This is a genomic window from Tsukamurella sp. 1534 (genome assembly GCF_000312385.1).
Lineage (GTDB): Bacteria > Actinomycetota > Actinomycetes > Mycobacteriales > Mycobacteriaceae > Tsukamurella.
The window spans coordinates 333,827-356,354 of the sequence record NZ_HE997626.1 but is presented as its reverse complement, the minus strand read 5'-3'; the positions used below and the strand labels follow the sequence as shown (position 1 = coordinate 356,354).

The 22,528-nt window shown below is 72.5% G+C and carries 16 protein-coding genes; 12 read left to right on the top strand and 4 right to left on the bottom strand.

Annotation, left to right across the window (positions count from 1 at the left end; genetic code table 11):
• The first annotated feature begins 43 nt into the window (after positions 1-43).
• Positions 44-1,564 carry a glycerol kinase GlpK gene (gene glpK, locus BN39_RS01770; RefSeq protein WP_019200634.1) on the top strand — a complete coding sequence of 507 codons (1,521 nt, stop codon included), beginning with the start codon at positions 44-46 and terminating at the stop codon, positions 1,562-1,564.
• A 3-nt stretch (positions 1,565-1,567) separates the two neighbouring features.
• Here glpK and BN39_RS01765 read toward each other — a convergent pair whose 3' ends face one another.
• Complete coding sequence (locus BN39_RS01765) at positions 1,568-3,394, bottom strand: ABC-F family ATP-binding cassette domain-containing protein (RefSeq protein WP_019200633.1); 1,827 nt, start codon at positions 3,392-3,394, stop codon at positions 1,568-1,570.
• Positions 3,395-3,467: 73 nt separating this feature from the next.
• Here BN39_RS01765 and BN39_RS01760 point away from each other — a divergent pair, with 73 nt between their 5' ends.
• From BN39_RS01760 to BN39_RS01725, 8 genes are all read left to right on the top strand, one after another.
• A complete protein-coding gene (locus BN39_RS01760) occupies positions 3,468-4,496 on the top strand; it encodes an enoyl-CoA hydratase/isomerase family protein (protein ID WP_019200632.1) in 1,029 nt (342 codons plus the stop codon).
• A gap of 155 nt (positions 4,497-4,651) precedes the next feature.
• The gene (locus tag BN39_RS01755) at positions 4,652-7,393 is read left to right on the top strand and encodes a phosphoenolpyruvate synthase (RefSeq protein WP_040765741.1); all 2,742 of its coding nucleotides are present in this window, start codon (positions 4,652-4,654) and stop codon (positions 7,391-7,393) included.
• A complete protein-coding gene (locus BN39_RS01750) occupies positions 7,386-10,817 on the top strand; it encodes an AMP-binding protein (RefSeq protein ID WP_019200630.1) in 3,432 nt (1,143 codons plus the stop codon). The genes BN39_RS01755 and BN39_RS01750 overlap by 8 nt, the downstream gene beginning before the upstream one ends.
• Positions 10,814-11,101 (top strand): acyl carrier protein, encoded by a 288-nt coding sequence (locus BN39_RS01745; RefSeq protein ID WP_019200629.1) that lies wholly within the window; start codon positions 10,814-10,816, stop codon positions 11,099-11,101. The genes BN39_RS01750 and BN39_RS01745 overlap by 4 nt, the downstream gene beginning before the upstream one ends.
• Entirely contained in the window at positions 11,098-12,177 is a 1,080-nt protein-coding gene (locus BN39_RS01740; protein ID WP_019200628.1) for an SDR family oxidoreductase, read from the top strand. The genes BN39_RS01745 and BN39_RS01740 overlap by 4 nt, the downstream gene beginning before the upstream one ends.
• Positions 12,177-13,103 (top strand): nucleoside-diphosphate kinase, encoded by a 927-nt coding sequence (locus BN39_RS01735; RefSeq protein WP_019200627.1) that lies wholly within the window; start codon positions 12,177-12,179, stop codon positions 13,101-13,103. Before BN39_RS01740 ends, BN39_RS01735 begins: the two co-directional genes overlap by 1 nt.
• Positions 13,090-14,139, top strand: a complete 1,050-nt coding sequence (locus BN39_RS01730) for a ScbA/BarX family gamma-butyrolactone biosynthesis protein (RefSeq protein WP_019200626.1) — start codon at positions 13,090-13,092, stop codon at positions 14,137-14,139. The genes BN39_RS01735 and BN39_RS01730 overlap by 14 nt, the downstream gene beginning before the upstream one ends.
• Positions 14,136-15,059, top strand: coding sequence for a hypothetical protein (locus BN39_RS01725; RefSeq protein WP_019200625.1), 924 nt, complete (start codon positions 14,136-14,138; stop codon positions 15,057-15,059). Before BN39_RS01730 ends, BN39_RS01725 begins: the two co-directional genes overlap by 4 nt.
• 15 nt (positions 15,060-15,074) lie before the next feature.
• On the opposite strand, the gene BN39_RS21985 is transcribed toward BN39_RS01725, so the two are convergent.
• Positions 15,075-17,660: a cytochrome P450 gene (locus tag BN39_RS21985; RefSeq protein ID WP_019200624.1), complete on the bottom strand. Its 2,586-nt coding sequence runs from the start codon at positions 17,658-17,660 to the stop codon at positions 15,075-15,077.
• Between the two features lie 38 nt (positions 17,661-17,698).
• On the opposite strand from BN39_RS21985, the gene BN39_RS01715 reads away from it, so the two are divergent.
• On the top strand, positions 17,699-18,979 hold the full coding sequence (locus tag BN39_RS01715; protein ID WP_019200623.1) for a glycosyltransferase: 1,281 nt from the start codon (positions 17,699-17,701) through the stop codon (positions 18,977-18,979).
• Positions 18,980-19,065: 86 nt separating this feature from the next.
• Positions 19,066-19,710, top strand: a complete 645-nt coding sequence (locus BN39_RS01710; protein WP_202803290.1) for a LysE family translocator — start codon at positions 19,066-19,068, stop codon at positions 19,708-19,710.
• A gap of 72 nt (positions 19,711-19,782) precedes the next feature.
• On the opposite strand, the gene BN39_RS01705 is transcribed toward BN39_RS01710, so the two are convergent.
• Positions 19,783-20,226: a PaaI family thioesterase gene (locus BN39_RS01705; protein ID WP_019200621.1), complete on the bottom strand. Its 444-nt coding sequence runs from the start codon at positions 20,224-20,226 to the stop codon at positions 19,783-19,785.
• A gap of 50 nt (positions 20,227-20,276) precedes the next feature.
• Between BN39_RS01705 and BN39_RS01700 the strand changes: the two genes are divergently transcribed.
• The gene (locus tag BN39_RS01700; RefSeq protein WP_019200620.1) at positions 20,277-20,879 is read left to right on the top strand and encodes a TetR/AcrR family transcriptional regulator; all 603 of its coding nucleotides are present in this window, start codon (positions 20,277-20,279) and stop codon (positions 20,877-20,879) included.
• 14 nt (positions 20,880-20,893) lie between these two features.
• Here BN39_RS01700 and BN39_RS01695 read toward each other — a convergent pair whose 3' ends face one another.
• The gene (locus BN39_RS01695; protein ID WP_040765740.1) at positions 20,894-22,501 is read right to left on the bottom strand and encodes a peptide chain release factor 3; all 1,608 of its coding nucleotides are present in this window, start codon (positions 22,499-22,501) and stop codon (positions 20,894-20,896) included.
• Positions 22,502-22,528: the final 27 nt, after the last annotated feature.

The following is a 22,528-nucleotide window of genomic DNA, read 5'->3' as shown; positions in this document are numbered from 1 at the left end:
CACAGTACATCTCACTGCAACCACCCACCGAGAGGATTCGACGATGAGCGACACCACCTATGTGATGGCGATCGACCAGGGAACCACCAGCAGCCGGGCGATCGTCTTCGACCAGCGCGGCCGGATCGTGACGACGGGCCAGATGGAGCACGAGCAGATCTTCCCGCGCGCGGGCTGGGTCGAGCACGACCCGATGGAGATCTGGGCGAACGTCCGCGAGGTCGTCGCGGTGGCACTGTCGTCCGCAGACATCTCGCTGCACCGGATCGCCGCGGTCGGCATCACCAATCAGCGTGAGACCGTGGTCGTCTGGGACCGCAACACCGGCGAGCCGGTGTACAACGCGATCGTCTGGCAGGACACCCGGACCAAGGACATCGTGGAGCGCCTCGCCGCGGAGGAGGGCCCGGACCGGTTCAAGGAGAAGGTCGGGCTGCCGCTGGCGACCTACTTCACCGGCCCCAAGGTGATGTGGATCCTGGAGAACGTCGAGGGCGCCCGCGCCCGGGCCGAGGCGGGGGACCTCCTCATGGGCACCACCGACTCCTGGGTGCTGTGGAACATGACGGGCGGTCCGAACGGCGGCGTGCACGCCACCGACGTGACCAACGCCTCCCGCACGATGCTGATGAACATCGAGACGCTGGACTGGAATCCGGAGATCTGCGCGGAGATGGGCATCCCGCTGTCGATGCTGCCGGAGATCCGCTCGTCGTCGGAGGTCTACGGCACCGGCCGCAAGCACGGCATGCTCGCGGACGTCCCGATCTCCGGCATCCTGGGCGACCAGCAGGCGGCGACCTTCGGACAGGCGTGCTTCGAGGAGGGCATGGCCAAGAACACCTACGGCACAGGCAGCTTCCTGCTGCTGAACACGGGAACCACGCCCGTGCACAGCAAGAACGGGCTGCTCACCACCGTCTGCTACAAGATCGGCGACGCGCCCGCGCGGTACGCGCTGGAGGGATCCATCGCGGTCACCGGTTCGCTCGTGCAGTGGATCCGCGACAACCTCGAGATGATCACGGACGCCTCGCAGATCGAGGATGCCGCGCGCCGCGTCGAGCACAACGGCGGCGCCTACATCGTGCCCGCCTTCTCGGGCCTGTTCGCGCCCTACTGGCGGTCGGACGCCCGCGGCGCGATCGTCGGGCTGACGCGCTTCGTGCGCAAGGAGCACCTCTGTCGCGCCGTCCTGGAATCCGTTGCGTACCAGACCCGCGACGTCGTCGAGGCGATGCACGCGGACGCCGGCACGGCGCTGACGGAGCTCAAGGTCGACGGCGGCATGACCGCCAACGGCCTGCTGATGCAGTTCCAGGCCGATCAGCTCGGCGTCGACGTGGTGAAGCCGCAGGTCGCCGAGACCGCGGCCCTGGGCGCCGCGTACGCCGCCGGCATCGCCGTGGGCTACTGGCAGGGCGAGCAGGACGTCATCGACAACTGGGCCGAGGACCGTCGCTGGACCTCCACCGCCGATGAGGCGGAACGCGCTCGGCTCTACCGGAATTGGGGGAAGGCCGTGCAGCGGACGCTCGACTGGGTCGACGACGACGTGCTGTAGCCGTCAGCCCTCCAGGGACTCGCCGAGTTCGAGCCAGCGGAGCTCCTGCTCCGCCAGCTCGTCCTCGAGCGCGGAGATCTTCTTCATCTCCTCGGCGAGACCGGCGTAGTCGCCCTGGTCGTGATCGGCGAGGGCGTTCTTCGCCGCGGTGACCTGGTCGGTGAGCTTGCCCATCCGGCGCTCGACCGAGGCGATCTCCTTCTGCGCGGCGCGCAGCTCGGCGCCGCTCAGGCCCGACGGGGTCTCGGCGGTCGACGCCGCGGACGACCCAGACGACTCGGTGGGCGCCCCGGCCGGGCCCGTCGCGCCGGCGTGCTGGGCGCGCCGCAGGGCGAGGTACTCGTCGACGCCGCCCGGCAGGTGCCGCAGCCGCCGCTCGAGGATCGCGTACTGCTGATCGGTCACCCGCTCCAGGAAGTACCGGTCGTGGGACACCACGATCAGGGTGCCGGGCCACGAGTCGAGGAGGTCCTCCATCGCGGCCAGCATGTCGGTGTCCAGGTCGTTCGTCGGCTCGTCGAGGATCAGCACGTTCGGCTGGTCCAGCAGGATCAGCAGCAGCTGCAGCCGCCGCTTCTGCCCGCCGGAGAGGTCCTTGACCGGCGTGGACAGCTGCGCCGAGGCGAAGCCGAGCCGCTCCAACAGCTGCGCGGGGGTGAGCTCCTGCGCCTTGGAGCCGCTGCCCACGGTGAAGCTCGTCGCGAGCCGCGAGAGCACCACCCGCACCGGGTCGTCGAGGTGGTCCTCCAACTCGTCGAGGCGCTGGGTCAGCGTGGCCACCTTCACGGTCTTGCCGCGCTTGACCGTGCCGGACGTGGGGGACACGGCACCGTCGACCAGCCCGAGCAGGGTGGACTTGCCGGCACCGTTCACCCCGAGGATGCCGGTGCGCTCGCCGGGCGCGATGCGCCACTCGACGTCGGAGAGCACGGGCTTCTCGCCGTACGAGACGGACACGTCGAGGATGTCGACCACGTCCTTGCCGAGCCGCGACACGGCGAGCGACTGGAGCTCGGTCTTGTCGCGGATCTCCGGCACGTCGGAGATGAGGGCGTTGGCGGCGTCGATCCGGAACTTCGGCTTCGAGGTGCGGGCCGGTGCGCCGCGGCGCAGCCACGCGAGCTCCTTGCGGGCCAGGTTCTGCCGCTTCTGCTCGATGGACGCGGCCTGCCGGTCGCGTTCCACGCGCTGCAGGATGTACGCGGCGTAGCCGCCCTCGAAGGGCTCGACGATCCGGTCGTGCACCTCCCACGTCGCGGTGCAGACCTCGTCCAGGATCCACCGGTCGTGGGTGACCATGAGCAGCCCGCCCTGCCCCGCGGGCCAGCGGTTCTTGAGGTGCCCCGCGAGCCACTGGATGGCCTCGACGTCGAGGTGGTTGGTGGGCTCGTCGAGGATCAGCACGTCGTGTTCGCCGGTGAGCAGCTGCGCGAGCTGCACGCGCCGCCGCTGCCCGCCCGAGAGCTCGCCGAGGCGCCCGTGCCAGGGGAGATCGGTGAGCAGCCCCGCGATGATGTCGCGGATCCGGGCGTCGCCCGCCCACTCGTGCTCCTCCGCGTCGCCCACCACGGAGTGGGCCACGGTGTCCTCGTCGTCGAAGAGGTCGGTCTGGGTGAGCACGCCCACCCGGACACCGCCGCGCCGGGTGACCCGGCCCGAATCGGGCTCGCGGGTGCCGGCGAGCATGCCGAGCAGGCTCGACTTGCCGTCGCCGTTGCGGCCGACGATGCCGATGCGATCCCCGTCGTTGACGCCGAGGGAGACGGAGTCGAAGACGGTTTTCGTCGGGTACTCGAGGTGCAGCGCGTCCGCGCCGAGAAGATTCGCCATCGGGACCCCAGGTTACGCGGGTACCTGGCATACTGATTTAGTTGGATATGCGAGTAAATCGGAGGAGTGGGCAGTGAGCGACATCGCGGTCGAGAACGTCGAGGCGGAGATCGTCACCACCGTGTCCGGGGGCACCGGCCACATCGAGCTGAACCGGCCGAAGGCGCTCAACGCGCTCACCACGGGCATGGTGCACGCGATCGACGCCGCGCTGCGGTCCTGGGAGTCCGACGATGCGGTGACCCGCGTCCTCATCACCTCGGCGTCGCCGAAGGCGTTCTGCGCGGGCGGCGACATCCGGGCCATCCGCGACCAGGTGGTGGCGGGCGAGGACTTCACCCCGTTCTTCCACGACGAGTACGCGATGAACCAGCGCCTCGCCGAGTTCCCCAAGCCCGTGATCGCCCTCATCGACGGCGTGAACATGGGTGGCGGCGTGGGCGTCTCGATCCACGGCTCGCACCGCGTGGTCTCCGAGAAGGCCATGATCGCCATGCCCGAGGTGGCCATCGGTTTCCTCCCCGACGTGGGCGCCACGTACATCCTGGGCCGCCTGCCGCAGGGCGTCGGCGCGCTGATGGGCATGACCGCCGCGCGGATCGGCGCGGGCGACGCGCTGGCCGTCGGCCTGGCCACGCACTTCGTCCCGGCCGACTCCATGGGCGAGCTTGAGTCCGCCCTGCTCGCGGGCGAGGAGCTCGACGGTGCGCTGTCCCGCCTCGGAGGCGACGCCCCGGCCGGCGTCCTGCCGCTCGATGAGGTGGCCGACGTGTTCGGCCGCAGCTCGGTGACGGAGATCCTCTCCGCGCTGGCCACGACGGAGGGCGCGTGGGCGGACACCGCCCGCGAACAGCTCGCCACCGCCTGCCCCACCTCGGTGGTCGTGACCTTCGACCTGGTGCAGGAGGCGGCGGACCGCACGCTGGAGCAGTGCCTCGCCGCCGAGGCCCTCGTGGGAGCCCGGCTCATCCGCCGTCCCGATTTCGTGGAGGGCATCCGCGCGGTGCTCGTCGACAAGACCCGCGATCCGGAGTTCTCGCCCGCCACCGTCGGCGAGGTCGTGGAGGCCGAGGTCGAGGCGCTCCTCGGCGACGCCCCGTAACGACACGGCCACGCTCCTCGATAAGCGGATCGCACACAGGCGTCGTTCTGCGACAGTGGACACCGAGGGAGGGTGACCGCTGACCCGCGGGCTTCGAGACGACGGAGCACGGGCGCCGCTGCGAATCGGACGACCGGTGTCGTAGGAGGAGCCGCATGCAGGTATTGGGCCCGTGGACGGACCCGGAAACACTCGGGGTGCTCGGCGGGGGGAAGAGCCACGGGCTCGCCCTCCTGGAGAGGAGCGGCCTGCGGGTGCCGGAGTGGTCCGTCGTGGGCACCGACGCCTTCGACACCCTCGCACGGGACTCCGGATTCGCCGGCCTGATCGAGGACTTCCACAGCGCGGCAGAGGAATCCGAGGCCCATGAGCACGCCGCGCGGATCCGCGCGGCGATCGCGTCGGCGGAGCTCCCGGCGCCGTTGCGCGAGCTGATCGCGGACGCCTACCGCGCCGTCGGCGAGGGCGCGATCGCCGTGCGCTCCTCCACGACGGTGGAGGACGGCGCCGAGGCCTCCTACGCCGGCCAGTTCGACACCTTCCTCAACGTCAACGGCCTCGACGACGTGACCGACCGGGTCCGCCGCTGCTGGGTGTCCGCGTTCACCGAGCGCTCCGTCGGCTACGCGTTCGCCGCCGGCCGGCGGCCTTCCGGTGGCGTCGCCGTGGTGCTGCAGCGGCTGGTGGACGCCGAGGTCAGCGGGGTCGTGTTCACCGCCAACCCGATCACCGGCGCGACCGATGAGACCGTGGTCAGCGCCGTGTACGGACTGGGCGAGGGGCTCGTATCGGGCGCCGTCGACGCCGACACGGTCACCGTGGACGCGGGCGGGGCCGCGGAGGTGGTGGTCGGCGAGAAGGCCACCAGCTTCCGGCCCAGCGGGTCCGCGGGGGCGGTGCAGCTCCCCGTCGCCGACGGTGCGCGGGGTGAGTGCGCGCTCCCGCCCGATCGCGTCCGGGAGCTCTGTTCGCTGGCGCGCGACCTGGCCGCCGCCCTGGGCGAGCCGCAGGACGTCGAGTGGGCGCACGACGGTACCGACTTCTGGTTCCTGCAGTCGCGCCCGATCACCGCCATCGCGCCCGCACTCCCGGCGGCGGCCGAACCGGATCCCGCGCTGCTGCTGCGCGGGGCGGGAGAGCCGCTGGCCGCCGGCGACGCCCGGATCTGGGACAACTCCAACATCATCGAGAGCTTCAGCGGACTCACCTCGCCGCTCACGTTCACCACCGCCGCCGACATCTACAGCCGCGTGTACCGCGGCTACGCCGCATCGCTGCGGGTGCCCGCGGCGCAGCTGCGGCAGATCGACGAGTGGACCCCGTACATGCTGGGCTGCTTCCACTCCCGCGTCTACTACAACCTGCTGCACTGGTACCGCATGGTCGGCATCGCGCCCGGGTACCCGCTCAACCGCAAGGTGCTGGAGGCGGCGCTCGGCGTCAGCGAGCCGCTCGACTCCGGCACGGCCGGCGCGCTCCGCCCGTTCACGTTCGACGGTCCGCTGCAACGCCTGCGTTCGCGGCTGGTCACCACCGCGACGTACGCGCGGCGACTGTGGACGATCGACGCGGTCGTCGCCGATTTCCTCCGCGAGTTCTACCGCGTGTACGACGATTTCGAGGCGGTGGACCTCGACGCGATGTCCGGCGCCGAGGCCTACGAGGCCTACCTCCGCGTGGAGGGCGACCTGGTGCGGCGATGGGGGCCGCTCATGGTGCTCGACGCGGTGCTGCTCACCCTGACCGGCTCGATGTACGCGCTCACCAAGGTCCTCCTGCCGAGGGCGCCGGAGTGGTTCCTCTACGCCGTGATCGGCCCCGGCGCCGATGTGGAGTCGGCGGAGCCGGCCCGCGCCATGACCGCGCTGGCGGAGCGCGCCGCGGCCGACCCCGCGCTGCGGAGCCTGATCGACACCGCGGATCCCGCCACGATCGACGCCGCGGTCCGGTCCGGCGCGCACGAGGACTTCCGCGCCGGACTCGACGACTACCTCGCCCGGTACGGCTACCGCAGCCTGGACGAGCTCAAGCTGGAGGTCCCCGACCTGCACGAGGATCCCTCCTCGGTGTACCTCATGCTGCGCAGCGGCCTCGCCCGCGCGGCGGACGCCCCGGGGGTACCGGGGGAGACCGCCCCCGTGCAGACCGCGGACGAGTACCTGGACGCGCACCTGCACGGCGTGCGCCGCCGGGTCTACGAGCGGCTGCGGGGCAAGGTCTCGCGGTGCGCCGCCCACCGGGAACGCCTGCGGTTCTGCCGGACCCGCGCCTTCGGCATGGTCAAGCGGCTGATCCGGGTGATGGGCCGCGACCTCGCGGCCCGCGGCGAGATCGACGACTTCCGCGACGTCTTCGAGCTCACCATCGACGAACTGCGGGACGCGTACCGGGCCCCGGAGGCCGGCGCCGGTCTGCGTGACCGGGTGGCCGCCCGCCGCGCCGCCCGGGAGCGCGACGCGGGGCTGGTCGCGCCCGAGCGCTTCGAGACCCGGGGCCCGGATCTCGGCGACGCCGAGCTCGCAGCCCAGGGCTGGGTGCCCGTCTCCGACGTCGCCGCCGCGGCCGACGGCGTGGTGCTGCGGGGCTCGCCGTCGGCCGGCGGGATCGTGGAGGGACGCGCCGTGGTGATGACGGAGCCCGGCGACGTGGCGGGCGGGGTGCTCGTCGCGTACCGCACGGACCCGGGCTGGGTCGCCGCGCTGCCGTCGGCGTCGGCACTGGTGATCGAACGCGGGAGCCCGCTCACCCACGTCGCGATCGTGGCCCGGGAGCTGGGTGTTCCCACCGTGGTCCAGCTGCGCGGCGCGGCGGGCGCCATCCGGACCGGAATGCGCGTGCGGGTGGACGGGACCGCCGGGACCGTCACCGTGCTCTCGGGAGGAGACGACGATGCGTAGGTACGAGGGGCTGTCCGGGGTCGACGCGGTGCGGGGCTGGCTCCACGATCCCGCCGAGGACCGCGGCGTCCACCTGGCGTCGGAGGGCTCGGGCGCAACGTTCCGCAGCTACGCCTCGATCGCCGGTTCGGTCCGCGACGTCGCCGCGGTGCTGCGGGTGGACGGAGTCGGGACCGGAGACGGCGTCTGCGTGCTCATGCCCACCGATTTCGACTGCGTCGCAGCCGTCTACGGCGTCTGGATGCGCGGCGGCACGGTCACCCCCGTGACGCCCCCGACGTTCGCCGACCTCGACGAGTACACCCGTCACGTCGCGGAGATCATCGAGCAGGCAAAGCCGGTGGTCGTCGTCACCATCGCCGGTCTCGTGGACCTGGTGCGCGCGGCGATCGGCCGCAGCGACCGGCCCGGGGTCCGGGTGATCGCGCTCGACGCAGCTCTGGCCGACGGGGCTGTCGGGGCCGGCGGCGCACCGGCCGACGAGCCCTTCGGCGCCCCCGGGCCGTACGCGCTGCTGCAGTTCACCTCCGGTTCGAGCGGCTCCCCGCGCGGTGTGCGGATCAGCTGGGACAATGTGGCCGCCAACACCGCGATGATCGCGCGCACCCTGGGCTGGAGGCCCGGCGAGGCCATGGCCTCCTGGCTGCCGCTGTATCACGACATGGGCCTGATCGGCGGCTTCCTCACCACGGTCACCGTGCAGGAGGACCTGCACCTGATGCGGCCGGACCAGTTCATCCGCGACCCCGCGCGGTGGCTGCGCGCGATGACCGTCGCGGCGCACAGCATGGCACCGTCGTTCGCCCTCGGCTACGCCGCGCACCGCGTCCGCCCCGAGGCGATCGCCGACGTCGATCTCTCGGGGTGGCGCTCGCTGGCCGTGGGGGCCGAACCGGTGGACGTGCCCGATGTGCAGGCGTTCTGCCGCCTCGTCGGCCCCCGCGGATTCGATCCCCGGGGCATCGTCGCGGCGTACGGCCTCGCGGAGAACACGCTGATGGTCACGGCATCCGGGCCGGAGCTTCCCCTCACCGTGATCCAGCCCGAGCCGTCGTCGCTGCGTTTCGGCGAGCGGATCGAGATCCGCGATCGCGCCGGATTCGAAACCGCGCACGAGTATTCGGGCGAGCGCTGGATCGTGGGACTCGGGCGGCCCGACCCCGCATCGCCGGTCCGGATCGTCGACGCCGACGGCGCGCCCCTCCCCGACGGATCACTGGGCGAGGTCGTGGTGGGCGGCGCGTCCGCGTCCGACGGATACACCGGCGACGGCGCGGGATCCACGCGCATCGCCGACGGCGAGGTGTTCACCTGCGATGCGGGATTCCTGGTGGACGGCGAGCTGTTCGTGCTGGGCCGCATGGCCACCAGCATCAAGGTGCGGGGACGCTCGGTGTTCATGGAGGACATCGAGGGCGCCGTCGCCGCCGAGTGCGGCCTGATCAAGGGCAGGCTGGCTGCGGTCGCCCTGCCCGCGGCCGGGTCACAGGGCGTGGCCCTGTTCGCGGAGGAGGCCCCCGGGCCGTGGATCTCCCGGGCCCGCACGCTGATCCGGGGCATGCTCGGACCCGCGCAGACCGTGACCGTGGTGACGGGCCCGCGCGGCACCATCGAGAAGACCTCCAGCGGCAAACCGCGCCGTCGCCGGCTGTGGGAGCGCTACGACGCCGGCCTGCTGGACGACGTGGAGACGCACGAGAGCGACGGAACTTCGGCGGCACCGCACGCGCCGACGCTGAGCGCTGAGCGGGTGTCGGAGCTGCTGGACGCCGCACTCGATTCGGTCACGATCCCCGCCGATTGCCTCGTGCTGTTCGAGGGCTCGCTCGCTGAGGGATTCGGGAACGAGGGCTCCGATGTCGACTTCCTGGTGATCGCGTCCGGCGGAGGCGAGCTGCCGACGCTGCCCTCGGTGCTGTTCGGCGACGGCCGGCGCCTCGAGGTCAGGACCCGGACCGCCGGACAGATCCGGGCGCAATTGGAGGAGGTCTCCGCCGCGGCCGCCGCCGACCGGATCCAGGACCTCTCCGAGGACGTGCTCAACCGGTGCCAGCGGTTCCTGCGGTCCACGGTCGTCCGCGACGGCGCCGCCGTCGACCTCGCGGAGCTGCGCGCGATCCTCCCCGCCCCGCGCTTCGCCCGGATCCTGGAGCGCTGGTGGACGTTCCGGGTGGAACAGGTGATGCGGCACGTCCAGGCCCTGCGCCTGCTGGGAGAGGACGAGGAGGCGCGGGGGTGGGCCCGCGACGCCCTGGTGCAGGCGGCCAAGGCCTGGTGCGCCCGGTCCGGGGAGACCTATCTCGAGACGAAATGGCTGCCACGGCAGCTGGAGCGGGCCGGGCGCGGCGGCCACGACGCGCCCGCCGCCCGCCTCCGCGAGGCCGCCGCCCGGCTGGACGGCGATCACGGCGACTGGTGGGACGAGGTCGAGCCCCTGATCGCCGAACTGGCGCACGGCGAGTGGTCGGATCCCGGCGAGGTACGGCTGGCCCGGGTGGACGGCGTCACCACGTGGGACGTCGCCGGCCGGGTGCACGTGGTGCGGGGCGGCCGCGACGTGTTCGCGCTCTCCGAGGACGCCGCGCGGGTGTGGCGCACCGTCGTGTTCCGCAGGCCCCTCGCGCAGATCGCGGCGGCGGAATCGGGGATCGGCGATCGCGATCATCGCGCCGCGCTCGCCGAGTTCCTGCGCCTCGGGTTGTTCGGGATCACGTGGGGGCGAACCGGCCCCGTCCGGCCCGCGTTCGCGATGTGCGAGCCCGCCGCGGCCGCGACGCCGTCGCCGTACACCGGCGATCCGGTGCTCTCGTTGGCGGGGATGAACCTCCCGGACGGGGCGACGGCGGCGCTCGCGCCGCTCCCCGCCGACCGGTTCGCCGCCGCGGCACTGGATCTCACGTGGGCGAATGTCGTGGCGGAGAACGCCCGGGAGGATCTGGTGGGCGCCGTCAAGAGCGGGCAGGCCGAGGTGGCCGCGGTGGCGGCGCACCGCCTGACCGCGATGTGCACGCGGATGGTGCTCGCGGCGTACGCCGTCACCCCGCTGCCCCCGGACGTGGCGCCGCTGCGCACTCTGCGGCGCATGGTCCCGGCGCGGGCGGTACACCGGGGGCGGGTGCTGGACGCCGTCGGTGCCGCCGCCTCCGTCGATTTCGCGGCCGCCGTCGCGGACGGCGACCCGTTGGACGGGCTGCGGGTGCTCGACGATCTGCTGGGCACCGTGCGCGAGGTGATCGGCGGGCTGCGCTTCCCCGCGTCGTTCGACTCCCGCGAGCAGTGGCGGCGCACGCTGGAGGTCAGCTACGACTGGGTCCGCATCGGCAACAATCTGGGGGTGAAGCCGCCCCTCGCGGAGGCCGAGGACCTGCTCGCGACCGGCGGCGCGCAACCGCATGCCGGCGCCGACCGGGGGGAGGCCCCATGACCGGCCCGCAGCGCGACGCCGACACGGTGCTCTCCGTGATCGCGATGATGGCGCCGCCGAGCGACCCCGGAGCCGCCGCACCGCAACCCGTTCCGGCCGAGTCGCTGCGCGACGGCGACCGGCTCCGAGAGGACCTGGGGTACGACTCGGTGCGGCTGATCGAGCTCACGGTGGCGCTCGAGGAGGCCTTCGGGCTGCCGCCGTTCCCGTCCGAGCGCCTCGCCGGGGTGCTCCGGGTGGGCGACGTGCTGCGGCTCATCGACGGGGCGAGGGCCGGATCATGACGGGCGGGGTGCTGCTCACCGGTGCCTCCGGTCTCGTCGGGGTCGAGGTGGCCGCCCGCCTCGAGGCGTCGGGCGTCCCCGTCACCGCGGTGCTGCACGCGGCGCGTGGTCTCGTCGGGAACGACGGTGCGCCGCGCACCGTCACCCGGCAGGTGGTGGGCGACGTGCAGTTGCCCGGGTTCGGCCTCGACGCCGCGGTCGCGGGGGAGACCTCGCTCATCGTGCATTGCGCCGCCACCACCGCGTTCGACGCCACCGACGAGGAGTACCGGCGGCTCAACGTGGCCGGCGCGGAGCACGCCGTGGAGCTGGCGCTCGCCTGGGACGTACCGCTCGTGCACGTGAGCACGGCGTACGTGTGCGGCCTCCGCGGTGGACGCGTGCTGGAGGACGAACTGGATGTGGGGCAGGAGTTCGGTAACCGCTACGAGCGCAGCAAGTTCCACGCCGAGCAGATCATCGGGGCGGCGCGCGACCGCGGGCTGCGTGCCGCGGTGGTGCGGCCGGGGATCGTGTCCGGCGCCTCCGCGGACGGCACGATCCGCGATCACAAGAACCTCTACACCGTGGTCAAGCTCATGGTCGAGGGCAAGCTGCGGACGCTGCCGGGCCGCTACGACGCGACGCTGTCGCTGGCCCCCGTCGACCACGTGGCGGACGTGATCGCCGCGGTGGCCGGGCGATTCCACGACGGCCGCGGAGCGGACGTGGAGGGCCGCACGTTCCACGCCCTCGGGGCCGACGTGCTCACGCTGCGCGAGCTGTCCGACGTGCTCGCCGAGTACCCGTCGTTCGCGGTCGCGCGGTTCGTCCCGGAGTCCAGCTTCGACGACGGTGCACTCGACCGCCTCGAACGCGAGTACTACCGGCGCGTGGGGTCGCTGTACACCAGCTACTTCGCCCGCAAGCTCGACTTCTGCACGGAGAACTCGGATGCGCTGCTCGGCCGCGCGGCGCCCCCGTCGGGCCCGGAGTACCTGCGCACACTCCTCGATCACAGCCTGGAGGTCGGCTACCTCGGTGCGCCGCTGACGAGCATCGGTGACGTCCTGGCAGCGGTGCGGGGGAGCCGATGATGCTGACCCGTTTGAACCGCTCCGCCGCCGATGTGGACACCTACGTGATCGAGTCGGTGGGACAGCTCCGTGCGCGCGGGATCGACCCCGTCGACTTCGCGGAGCGGCACACCATGCTCCTGCTCAAACCCGATGCGATCCTCGCGCGCGCCGTCGAACCCACGCTGGAGTGGCTCGCGCGCAACGGTTACCGGGTGGCGCACGCCGAGCGGATCACCGCGGACCGGCACCTCGCGCGCGCGATGTGGCGCAGCTCCTGGATCACGGCGTCCGCGGAGCGGCGGCGCCTCGCGGACCTGCTGGTCGGCGTGTGCGACGCCCTCGTGCTGGTGGTCGCGGCGGATCACGAGCAGGCGGAGCCGGTTCCGGTCCGCCTCACCCGGGAGAAGGGTGCCACCGATCCGCGCGGCCGGTCGCCGGGCGACCTCCGGCACGCGCTGGGAATCCACAGCCACCTGTTGAATCTGGTGCACACGCCGGACGATCCCTTCGACGTCCTGCGGGAGCTGGCCATCCTGTTCGACGAGACCGTGCGGGCGCGGGTCGTCGCGGCGGTCCAGGCCGCCGACCCCCGCGCGGACGGTGCGGCCCTGGCCCGGGAGCTGGCCGGGGCGCTGTACGCCGACGCCCCCGCGCGGAGCTTCGAGCGGGACGAGGCGCACCGCCGGGTCGCGGCGGACCTCGCGGCCGCGGGCGCGGCGCTCCCGGACCCGCCCGGAGGAGCGGACCGGCGCGATCAGGACGCCGCCGCCGCGGAGCTCCTGCGCCGGGTGTGGGCGGAGGGCGTCGACGCCGACCCCTGGTCCGTCGTCGTGCTCGGCTCCCACGTCCTGCCCCTCAGCGCCCCGAACCCCCTGCACGACACCACGAACAGCGATGCGGCGATCCCGCGGTCGCGGACCGGAGGCAGTCATGACGATCAGTAGCGCCCACGGCGCGGCGGGGGAGGACCGGCTCTCCTGCAGCCCGGACATCGAGCACGACCGCACCGTGCCCCGCCAGCTGGTGCATCGCTGCGCGGTCTCCGAGGTGTTCCTCACGTCGTTCGCCTCCGAGCCGCGCGTCGTGGACGGCGTTCCCGTGTACACCCTGGGAGCCCAGCTGCCCCGCGCGCACGCCTACTACGGCGATCACCGCGGGCCGCAGGCCGGACACCACGATCCGCTCGCGGTCATGGAGGTCGCGCGGCAGGCGGGGATCGCCGTGAGTCACGAGTTCTTCGGCGTGCCCATGGATCACGCGTTCCTGGTCCGGGTGTTCGACGGTGTCGCGGTCCCCGGCCCGCGGTGGGAGGCGGGCTCCGAGCCCGCCGATCTCACCGTCGACCTCCGCGTGACCCGCGAGCACGTCGCGGACGGCCGCCGCACGGGACTCGACGTGGTCATGGACATCGCGAGCGAGGGCGAACCGATGATGACGATCCTCGGGTCGCTCAGTTGGATGCCCCCGCGGGCGTGGACGGGGATGCGCCGGACCGTGCGCGAACGGATGGGCCTGGGACAGCGGCCCACCGGCGTCCACCCGGCGACCCCGGGCGGGGCCGCGGAGGTGGGGCGGGAGGCGCGCCGCAACGTGGTGATCGGCGCGGTGAGCCGCAGCGGTGCGCGGGCCGAGGCCCCGCTCGTGGTGGACACCACGCATCCGTCGCTGTTCGATCACCCGCTCGACCACGTGCCCGGCAGCCTGCTCCTGGAGGCCGCGCGGCAGTTCGCGGTCGCCACCGCGGGTTCGCCGACCCGGCGGGCCGCCACGCTGCGCAGCCGGTTCGACGCGTTCGTCGAGCTGGACGTGGCGACCACGTGCCACGCGCGGATGGCCGGCTCCCCGGTGGGTTCCGGGGTGGCAGGAGCCGAGGACGCACCGGATTCGGTGGTGGTGCGGGTCGAGCAGGCGGGCCGGACCTGCGCCGAGATCGAGGTGGAGTTCGTTCCCGTTCCGGCGGAGGGCGCGGTCCGGGAGTGAACACGACGGTGGATGCTGCCGCGGTGTCGCCGGCGCGGATCGCGCGCTTCACGGCGGTGATGTACAAGCCGCACTACGTGCTCTACGGCGTGCTGTGGGTGCTCGCCCTGGAGGGGACCGCTGCCGTCGTCACAGGCGGGGAGTGGGCCCCCGGCGCCGCGACCGCCGTCCGCGCGGCGGTGGTGGTGATCGTCCTCCTGTACCTGCGCATGGTCGACGAGCAGAAGGATCTCGACTACGACCGCGTGCACAACCCCGATAGGCCCCTCGTCACCGGGGCCGTCACGGCGGCGGACCTGCGGGCGGCGATGGCGATCATCGCCGTCGTGGCGGTGGGCGCCTCGGCGGCGCTCTCCGCGGGGTCGGCCCTCGCGATCGCGGCCGTGCTGCTGTACGGGCTGCTGCTGTGGCTGCTGGAGGCGCGATGGCCCCCGATGGGTGGGTCGGTCGTGCTCAACCTCGTGATCACCTACCCGGTGCAGCTCCTGGTGACCGCCTACGTCCTGGTGTCGGCGATGGACACCGGCGAGGTGCCGCGAGCGGCGGGCGCGGCGTGGACCGCCGCGATCTTCGCGGGCGCGTTCCTGCAGTTCGAGTTCGCGCGCAAGACGTCTCGCGGCCCGCATCCCGGCGAGGCGTACTACTCGTCCGAACTGGGGGTGCGTGCCAGCGCGATCGCCGGGCTCGGGTTCGCCGCGCTCGCGGCCGTGGCGGCGGTCCTCCTGATCCGGCCGTGGAACCTGCACGGTGCTGCGGCCGTGCTCGGCTGGAGCCCGGTCGTCCTGCTCGCCCTGCCGGTGTCCGGGGCCGTGCGATTCGCACGCTCCGGCGAGGACGAGTACCCGATCGCGCCCGCCCTGCTGTTCGTCCTCGCGCTGTACACCGCCCTGCTCGGCGTCGCGCTGACGGCGGGTCCGTAGATGCCGCAGCGTGGTTCAGGCGTACGCGCGCGGCCCCAGAACGACGGGCAGCGCCGACGGTGCCGGCACGAAGTCCGTCGTCGACGGGGACGGCGGGCCGCCGACGGGGCGCGGTTCCCGGCTGGAGTACAGCGAGGCGGTGGCGAGCAGGATGATCGTCACCGCGAAGTTGCTTCCCGGGCAGTGGCGTTCGCCCACGCCGAACGGCAGCACCGCCCGCTTGTCGATCTCGTGCGCGCGTTCGGCCGTCCAGCGGTCGGGGTCGAATCGATCCGGATCGGTGTAGTACCGCGGGTCGTGGTGCACCAGATACGGGCTGTACACGATCATGGAATCCGTTGGCAGGGTGAGGGTCGCACCGTCCGGTCCCGCGGCGTCGCCCCGCCCGAACTCGACCGACCCGTCGGCGTTCTGCGAGCTGATCCACGGCCCCCACATCCGCAGCGTCTCCTGCACCGTGCGCCGCAGGTACTCCAGCCGGGGCAGGTGCTCGGGGCCCGCCGGTCCGGCGCCGACCACCTCCGACACCTCGGCGCGCACCCGCGCGGCCACGGCCTCGTCGCTCATGATCTCGTGCCACACCCAGGCGAGGATCGACGCGGTGGACCCGACGCCGGCCGCCACCATCAGAATCAGCTCGTCGGTGACCTCGTCGTCCGACAGCGTGGCACCCGTCTCCGGGTCCACGTGCCGCACCAGGGCGGAGAGCACGTCGTTGCGCTCCTCGTCCGCCGTGCGGTACGCGGCCACCACCGCGCCGATCTCGCGGCGCAGCGCCGCCGCCTTGTCGGAGAACCGGCGGTTCGCGCGCAGCCGCAGCCGCTGCACCGACGCCGGCAGGGCGCCGCGCACGATCACCTGCGAGAGCAGCCACGGCATGTCCTGCCGGATCCGCTCCGAGGCGGCGGCACCGAAGTCCGCCGTGAACAGCGTGGACGTCACGGTGCGCAGGATCAGCCCGTGCGCCTCGATCATGAGGTCGACACGACGGTCGAAGGGCAGCGACTGCGCCCACTCGTCGGCGATCCGGGCCGTGGTGCCCGCGTACTCCGCGATCCGCCCGCTGCGCAGTGCGGGGGCGATCATCCTGCGGCGCAGATCGTGCGCCTCGCCGCACAGCACGTTGGAGGCGCCGCGCACGGCTTCGTGCATCGACTCCTGGACGTCGCGGCGGTGGAACTCGCCCGCGGTCCGGAACCCGACCTCCCGGATCAGTTCGGGCGTGGTGAGTACGTAGGCCCGCTTCGGGCCGAGGTCGATCCGCACCACCGGCCCGTCGCGGCCGAGATCCCGGATGAAGTCCAGCCCCTTCCGCAGCGCGACGGCGCTGTGTCCGAGGACCGGAAGTGCGCCCGGGGCACCGGGAACCGCGGACGGATCCGTGGGGAGGGCGGTGCGCCGCCGGGCGCGGGCGGTGATCTGGTCCAGGTAGAGCACCTCGATCTCGTCCGTCCGGGCAGACTGGCGGACGTCCGCCGAGCGGGCCGCCGCTCGGGCGGCGGCGAGCCGGTCCGGCCGGTCCCGGAGCGCCGCGAGTTCCGCGGCGATCGCCTCGGCGGAGTCGTCCCGGGTGCGGAACCCCGCCCCCTCCGGCACGTTCTCGGCGAGGTTCGGATCGGAGTACAGCAGCGGGGTGCCCGCGGCCGCCGCCTCCAGCGCGACGAGGCCCTGCGTCTCGTATCCGGACGAATTGAACAGGACCACATCGTGATCCCGCATCGCCGCGATCACCTCGGGGCGGCCCACCCGGCCGTGTATCCGTATCCGTCCGTCCCGCTCCGCGAGGTCCCGGGCCGCGTCGAGCAGCGGACCGTCGCCGAGGACGTCCAGGGTGACGCCGGGGGTGGCGAGCACGGCCTCGATCGCCTCCAGCGGGCGCTTCTCGGGCGAGATCCGTCCGCACCACACGGCCCGGAGCGGCCCGCCCGCCGGTTCGACGGGGCGCCGCTCCTCCGCGGGGAGCAGAGCGTCGTCGACGCCGCCGGAGATCACGTGCAGCGGCGTCTCCAAGCCGTGTTCGCGCAGCCGCGCCGCGAAGTGCGCGGTGGGCGCTATCACCGCGTCGGCCGCCCTGGCCTGCGCGATCATCACGCGCCACGCGTTGTGCGCGGCGGCGGACTCGTCGACCTCGGGGATGCCCTCCCGATGCGGGACGAACGCCGAGTGCAGCAGCCGCAGCGCCAGCGCGGATGCCGCGGGATTCGGCGAATTGGCCTCCAGGAAGCGGTCGTCGCGGCTGTGCATCGTCTGGACCAGCGGAATACCGTGCCGAGCGGCGTGTTTCGCGCCGATGGCTCCCACCCCGTAGGTGGTGTGCACGTGGACCACGTCGCAGCCGTGCCCGGCGAGGGCCTCGTCCACGATCCGGGTGTTGGCCCGCGAGGGAAGGACCGCGGGAAAACCGTTCACCTGCAACCCGAGTACCGGCCGGAGCTCGACGGTGCCCGGATCCTCGCCGGGGCCGGGCGGCGTGAACAGGGTGACCCGGTGGCCGCGCCGCTCGAGTTCGCGCCGCTGGTCGTTCACCGAGTTCTGGATCCCGCCGAGAGTGCCCGGGTGGAAATCGGAGAACATCGCGACGTGCAGGCCCGCTCCATCCATGACCCGACGATAGCCACATTCGACGAAAGGTGCGAGAAGTGAAGATAGCGATCCCGTTGACGGGGACCCGCGGCGACGTCCAGCCCGCCGTCGCGCTCGGCCTGGAGCTGCGGCGCCGCGGCCACGACGTGCTCGTGGGCGCGCCACCGAACCTCGTCGAGTTCACCCGGCTGGCGGGGCTCGACGCGGTGCCGTGCGGACCCGATGTGGCGCAACTGTATTCGTCGGAGGAGGGACAGCGTGCGCTCGCCGCGGGGAGCAGCCTGAAGCTGATGCGCATGGTGGGGCAGCAGATGGACGAGTACGGCGAGCGGTTCAACCGCGAGGTCATCGAGGTGTGCGGCGGCGCCGATGTGGTGGTGTCCACGCTGCTCACGGAGGACCGGGCCGCGTCGGTCACGGAGGCCACGGACACCCCGTTGGTCACCATGCACGGGTTCCCCGGAAGGGCCTGCCGCAGCTATCCGTTCCCCGGGGCGCTGCCCCCGGACAGGACCTACCCCGCCGCGGTGAACGCGCTGACGTGGGGCGTCTCCGAGAACGTCCGCCGGGTGGTGTTCCTGAAGTACCTCGCCGCGCTGCGGAAGGACCTCGGGCTGGGATTCTCGGCCGCGACCCCGTCGGAGATGCTGGCGAAACGGGGTGTTCCCGAAGTGCAGATCTACGACCCGGCGTTCGTCCCGGGGCTGGCCGAGGAGTGGGACGAGCGGCGCCCGCTCGTCGGCTTCCTGGAGCTCGGGCGCGATGCGCGGGAGAGGATCGGTGAGGGCGCCGACCGGCACGCGGAACTCCTGAGCTGGATCGACGCCGGCGATCCCCCTCTGTACTGCGGCTTCGGGAGCATGCCGATCCGGGACGTGGCGTCCACCATCGCGATGGTCGAGCGCGTGGCCGCCGCCATGGACCGTCGCGTCGTGGTCAGCGCGGGCTGGAGCGATCTCGCGGCGCGCGAGTCGACGGCGGGGGACCGGGTGCACTACACCGGCGCGGTGGCGCACGACGTGGTGTTCGACCGGTGCGCCGCGGCCGTGCACCACGGCGGGATCGGGACCACGTACGAGAGCCTCCGCGCGGGGCTTCCCACGCTGGTGTGCTCGGTGTCCTTCGATCAGCCGATGTGGGGCGGCCAGCTGACCCGGATGGGGGTCGGGGCGCACGTGCCCTTCGTGCAGCTCGACGAGGCGCGACTCACCGCAGGTCTGGAGACGGTTCTGCGGCCCGACACCGTCCGTCGCGCACAGGATCTCGGCGCCCGACTGCGGTCCCGCGGCGACGCCGTGGCGCGCACCGCGCAGATCGTGGAGGACGCCGCCCGCTGAGCGGCGGGACCGGGCGGGCGCCGAGGCCAGTCGCCCCCGACTGGCTATGGACCGGCGCGACGGCGGGCGGCAGGCTCGCCTCCATGATCGTTTCGTGGGCCGCGATGGCGGGGATGTGCGCGACGGCGCTGGCGATGGTGCTGACGCCGGGGCCGAACATGATGTACCTGGTGTCCCGGAGCATCGGCCAGGGGCGCGCCGCCGGGCTGATCTCGCTGGGCGGCACCGCCGTCGGCTTCCTCGTGTACATGACCTCGGCGAATCTCGGCCTCGCCGTGGTGTTCGTGGCGGTGCCGTGGCTGTTCGTGGGGTTCAAGGCCGCGGGCGCCGCGTACCTCGGCTATCTGGCGTGGCGGGCGCTGCGGCCCGGCGGGCGAGGGATCTTCGAGATCGGTGAGCTGCCCCGGGATTCGCGCGCGAAGCTCTTCCGGATGGGCCTGGTGACCAACCTGCTCAACCCCAAGGCGGCCATCATGTACGTGGCGCTGATCCCGCAGTTCGTCGATGCGGCGCGCGGGCACACCACGGCGCAGGGCTTCCTGCTGGGCGGCGTCCAGATCTCGGTGTCCATCGCGGTGAACGCGGGCATCGTGGTCGCCGCCGGCGCGGTGGCGGGTCTGGTCGCCCGCCGCCCGTCGTGGGCGGTGTGGCAGCGGCGGATCACCGGCACGCTGCTCGGCGCCGTCGCCGTCCTGCTCGCCCGGGAGGTACCGCAGCGCGCCCGTGTCTGAAACCGGCGCGATCCCGCATCACGCGGAAGTATTCGCATCCCGACCGGGATCGACGCCGGTTTCGGTAGGCGGTCAGCCCACCTGGTAGGTGCCGGTGGCGCTGGCCACTAGCGCGTCCGCGGTCTCGGAGTACATGTCGCAGCGCACGTGGCTGGTCTTCCGGCCGGTGGACAGGCGGTGCGCGCGCACGCGCAGCCCGTCCTCCACGAGCGGGGCGATGAAGTTGATCGAGAGCGACGCGGTCACGCCCCGGAGCTGGTCCGGCACCGGGCGCCCGGCCCACGCGGCCACCATCACGCCGATGTCCGCGGCGGCGCCGATGAGGCCGCCGTGCACCATCGTCCCGACCGTGGTGAGGTCGGGCCGGTAGGGAACGAGGAGGGTGGCCGCGCCGTCGGAGATCTCCTCCAGGCGCACGCCGAGGAGCGCGACGAACGGCGACGCGGGGAGGAACTGCTTCATGATCTCCGAGCCGTCGGCGACGTCGGGGTTCAGCTGGTCGGGCGAGACGGTCATCGCATTCTCCTAGTCGTACTATGATAACGAAGTATGACTAGGATAGTGTCATGGAATCGCTCCTGACGGAACCCTCGGACAAGCGTCGCCGGCGCACGCGCGCCGCGCTGCTGAACGCGGCGCGCACACTGTTCGCCCGGCCGCAGGGATACCGCGGCACCTCCGTGGACGAGCTCGCCTCCGCCGCCGATGTAGCGCTGACCAGCATCTATTCGAACTTCCCGGGCGGTAAGGCGGACGTCTACGCCGTCCTCGCATGCGTCGTCGGCCACGAACACGTCGACGCGATGGCCGCCGCGGTGCGGGACGCTCCGCCCGGGGCCGCGGCCGCCGAGGCGGCGTTCGAGGAGTACCTCGATTTCCACGGGCGCGAGCCCCTGGCTTTCCGACTGCTGGGGCTCACCGACGTGCACGGCGAGGACTCGGACGTGGTGCGCGCCGCCCGCGCGGAGGTGCGCGGCTGCCTCGCGCGGGCTCTCGGCGTGGTGATCGACGCCGTCGGGGAGCCCGCGGACGCGGCCCGCGCCGAGGTGATCCAGTGCTGGGCGGGGATCAACGGCCTGCTCGCCCTGGCCGCACGCGGCCTGATCGAACAGGCGGAGGCGGACCGCCTCATCGGCGAGGTCCGCGCCCGCGGCGCCGCCCGGCTCTGACGGCGCGATGCCGCTCAGTCCGCGGCGGCGACGAGGGGGGCGAGGGTGAGGGAGGGCATCTCCTTCTCGATGTACTGCAGCCGCCACTTGTCCGAGAACAGGGCCAGCAGCGCACCGTCGTTACGCTCGAAGACCTCCACCCCGCGCTGCCGGTTCAGCTCGTCCGCGCTGGCGGAATCGGTGCGGCGGGCGACCGAGTACCCGAGGTGCTCCACCTGCACGTCGACGTTGAACTCGGTCTTCATCCGCGCGACGACGACCTCGAACTGCATGGGGCCGACGGCGGCCATGACGGGCGCGGCGTCGCCGCGGACGTCGTTGCGCAGCAACTGCACCACGCCCTCGGTGCCCAGCTGTTCGATGCCCTTGCGGAACTGCTTGTACTTGCCGGCCGAGTTCGCGCGCACCACGGCGAAGTGCTCGGGTGCGAACGAGGGGATCGGCGGGAACTGGATCCTGGCACCGTCGAAGAGCGTGTCACCGGGCGCCAGCGCGTTCGCGTTCACCAGGCCCACCACGTCCCCGGGGTAGGCGGTCTCCACCGTCTCCCGGTCGCGGCCCACCACCGTCATCGCGTACTTGGTCGCGAACGGCTTGCCGGTCTGCGCGTGCGTGACAACCATGCCGCGCTCGAACTCGCCGGACACGATCCGCATGAACGCCAGGCGATCCCGGTGCGCGGAGTCCATGCCGGCCTGCACCTTGAACACCACGGCGCTGAACGGGGCGGTCACCTCGCGGACCGATTCGTCCACGCCCTCCCGGGAGCGCGGCGGCGGCGCGAGCTCGACCAGAGCCTCCAGTAGCTGCCGCACACCGAAATTCAGGATGGCCGAGGTGAAGATGACCGGCGAGGTCTGGCCCGCCAGGTACATCTCCTGATCGTGGCCCTGCCCCATCTCCAGCATGAGCTCGGTCTCCTCGACCGCCTCGGCCCACACCTCGCCCTCCCGGTCCAGCGCGGCGTCGGTCGAAAGGTGTTCCTCCGGAGCGATCTTCGCGCCGCCGGCGGTCCGGGTGAAGTGCACGTACTCGTCGTGGCGCACATCCCGCAGGCCGCGGAAGTCGCCGGCGATGCCCACCGGCCAGTACAGCGGGGTGGGGGTGAGGCCGATCCGCTCGGAGATCTCGTCCAGCAGTTCCAGCGGCGTGCGGCCCGGGCGGTCCCACTTGTTGATCACGGTGATCACCGGGATCCCGCGGTGCCGGCACACCTGGAACAGCTTGAGCGTCTGCGGCTCCAGGCCCTTCGCCGCGTCGATGAGCATCACGGCCGCGTCGACGGCGGTGAGCACGCGATAGGTGTCCTCGGAGAAATCCGCGTGACCGGGGGTGTCCACCAGGTTGATCACGGTGGGCTCCGCGTCCGCGGCGTCCCCGGCGGGGAGGTAGGAGAACTGGAGCGCGGTCGAGCTCACCGAGATGCCGCGCGCCTTCTCCATCTCCATCCAGTCGGAGACGGTCGACTTGCGGCCGGCCTTGCCGTGGATCGCGCCGGCCTCGTTGATCACCCGGGCGTGCAGGGCCAGCGCCTCCGTCATCGTCGACTTGCCCGCGTCGGGGTGGCTGATGATGGCGAACGTGCGGCGGCGGGCGACCTCGTCGGCGATGGAACTCACGATCGGCCAGTCTACCCGTTCGCGCAGGTA

What these genes read in the sequence shown, in the direction of transcription:
- BN39_RS01740 (WP_019200628.1), top strand. Translation starts at nt 11,098, where the DNA reads ATGACGGGCGGGGTGCTGCTCACCGGTGCCTCCGGTCTCGTCGGGGTC.
- BN39_RS01750 (WP_019200630.1), top strand. Translation starts at nt 7,386, where the DNA reads ATGCGTAGGTACGAGGGGCTGTCCGGGGTCGACGCGGTGCGGGGCTGG.
- BN39_RS01755 (WP_040765741.1), top strand. Translation starts at nt 4,652, where the DNA reads ATGCAGGTATTGGGCCCGTGGACGGACCCGGAAACACTCGGGGTGCTC.
- BN39_RS01765 (WP_019200633.1), bottom strand. Translation starts at nt 3,394, where the DNA reads ATGGCGAATCTTCTCGGCGCGGACGCGCTGCACCTCGAGTACCCGACG.
- BN39_RS01745 (WP_019200629.1), top strand. Translation starts at nt 10,814, where the DNA reads ATGACCGGCCCGCAGCGCGACGCCGACACGGTGCTCTCCGTGATCGCG.
- BN39_RS01705 (WP_019200621.1), bottom strand. Translation starts at nt 20,226, where the DNA reads ATGACCGTCTCGCCCGACCAGCTGAACCCCGACGTCGCCGACGGCTCG.
- BN39_RS01735 (WP_019200627.1), top strand. Translation starts at nt 12,177, where the DNA reads ATGCTGACCCGTTTGAACCGCTCCGCCGCCGATGTGGACACCTACGTG.
- glpK (WP_019200634.1), top strand. Translation starts at nt 44, where the DNA reads ATGAGCGACACCACCTATGTGATGGCGATCGACCAGGGAACCACCAGC.
- BN39_RS01700 (WP_019200620.1), top strand. Translation starts at nt 20,277, where the DNA reads ATGGAATCGCTCCTGACGGAACCCTCGGACAAGCGTCGCCGGCGCACG.
- BN39_RS01730 (WP_019200626.1), top strand. Translation starts at nt 13,090, where the DNA reads ATGACGATCAGTAGCGCCCACGGCGCGGCGGGGGAGGACCGGCTCTCC.
- BN39_RS21985 (WP_019200624.1), bottom strand. Translation starts at nt 17,660, where the DNA reads ATGGATGGAGCGGGCCTGCACGTCGCGATGTTCTCCGATTTCCACCCG.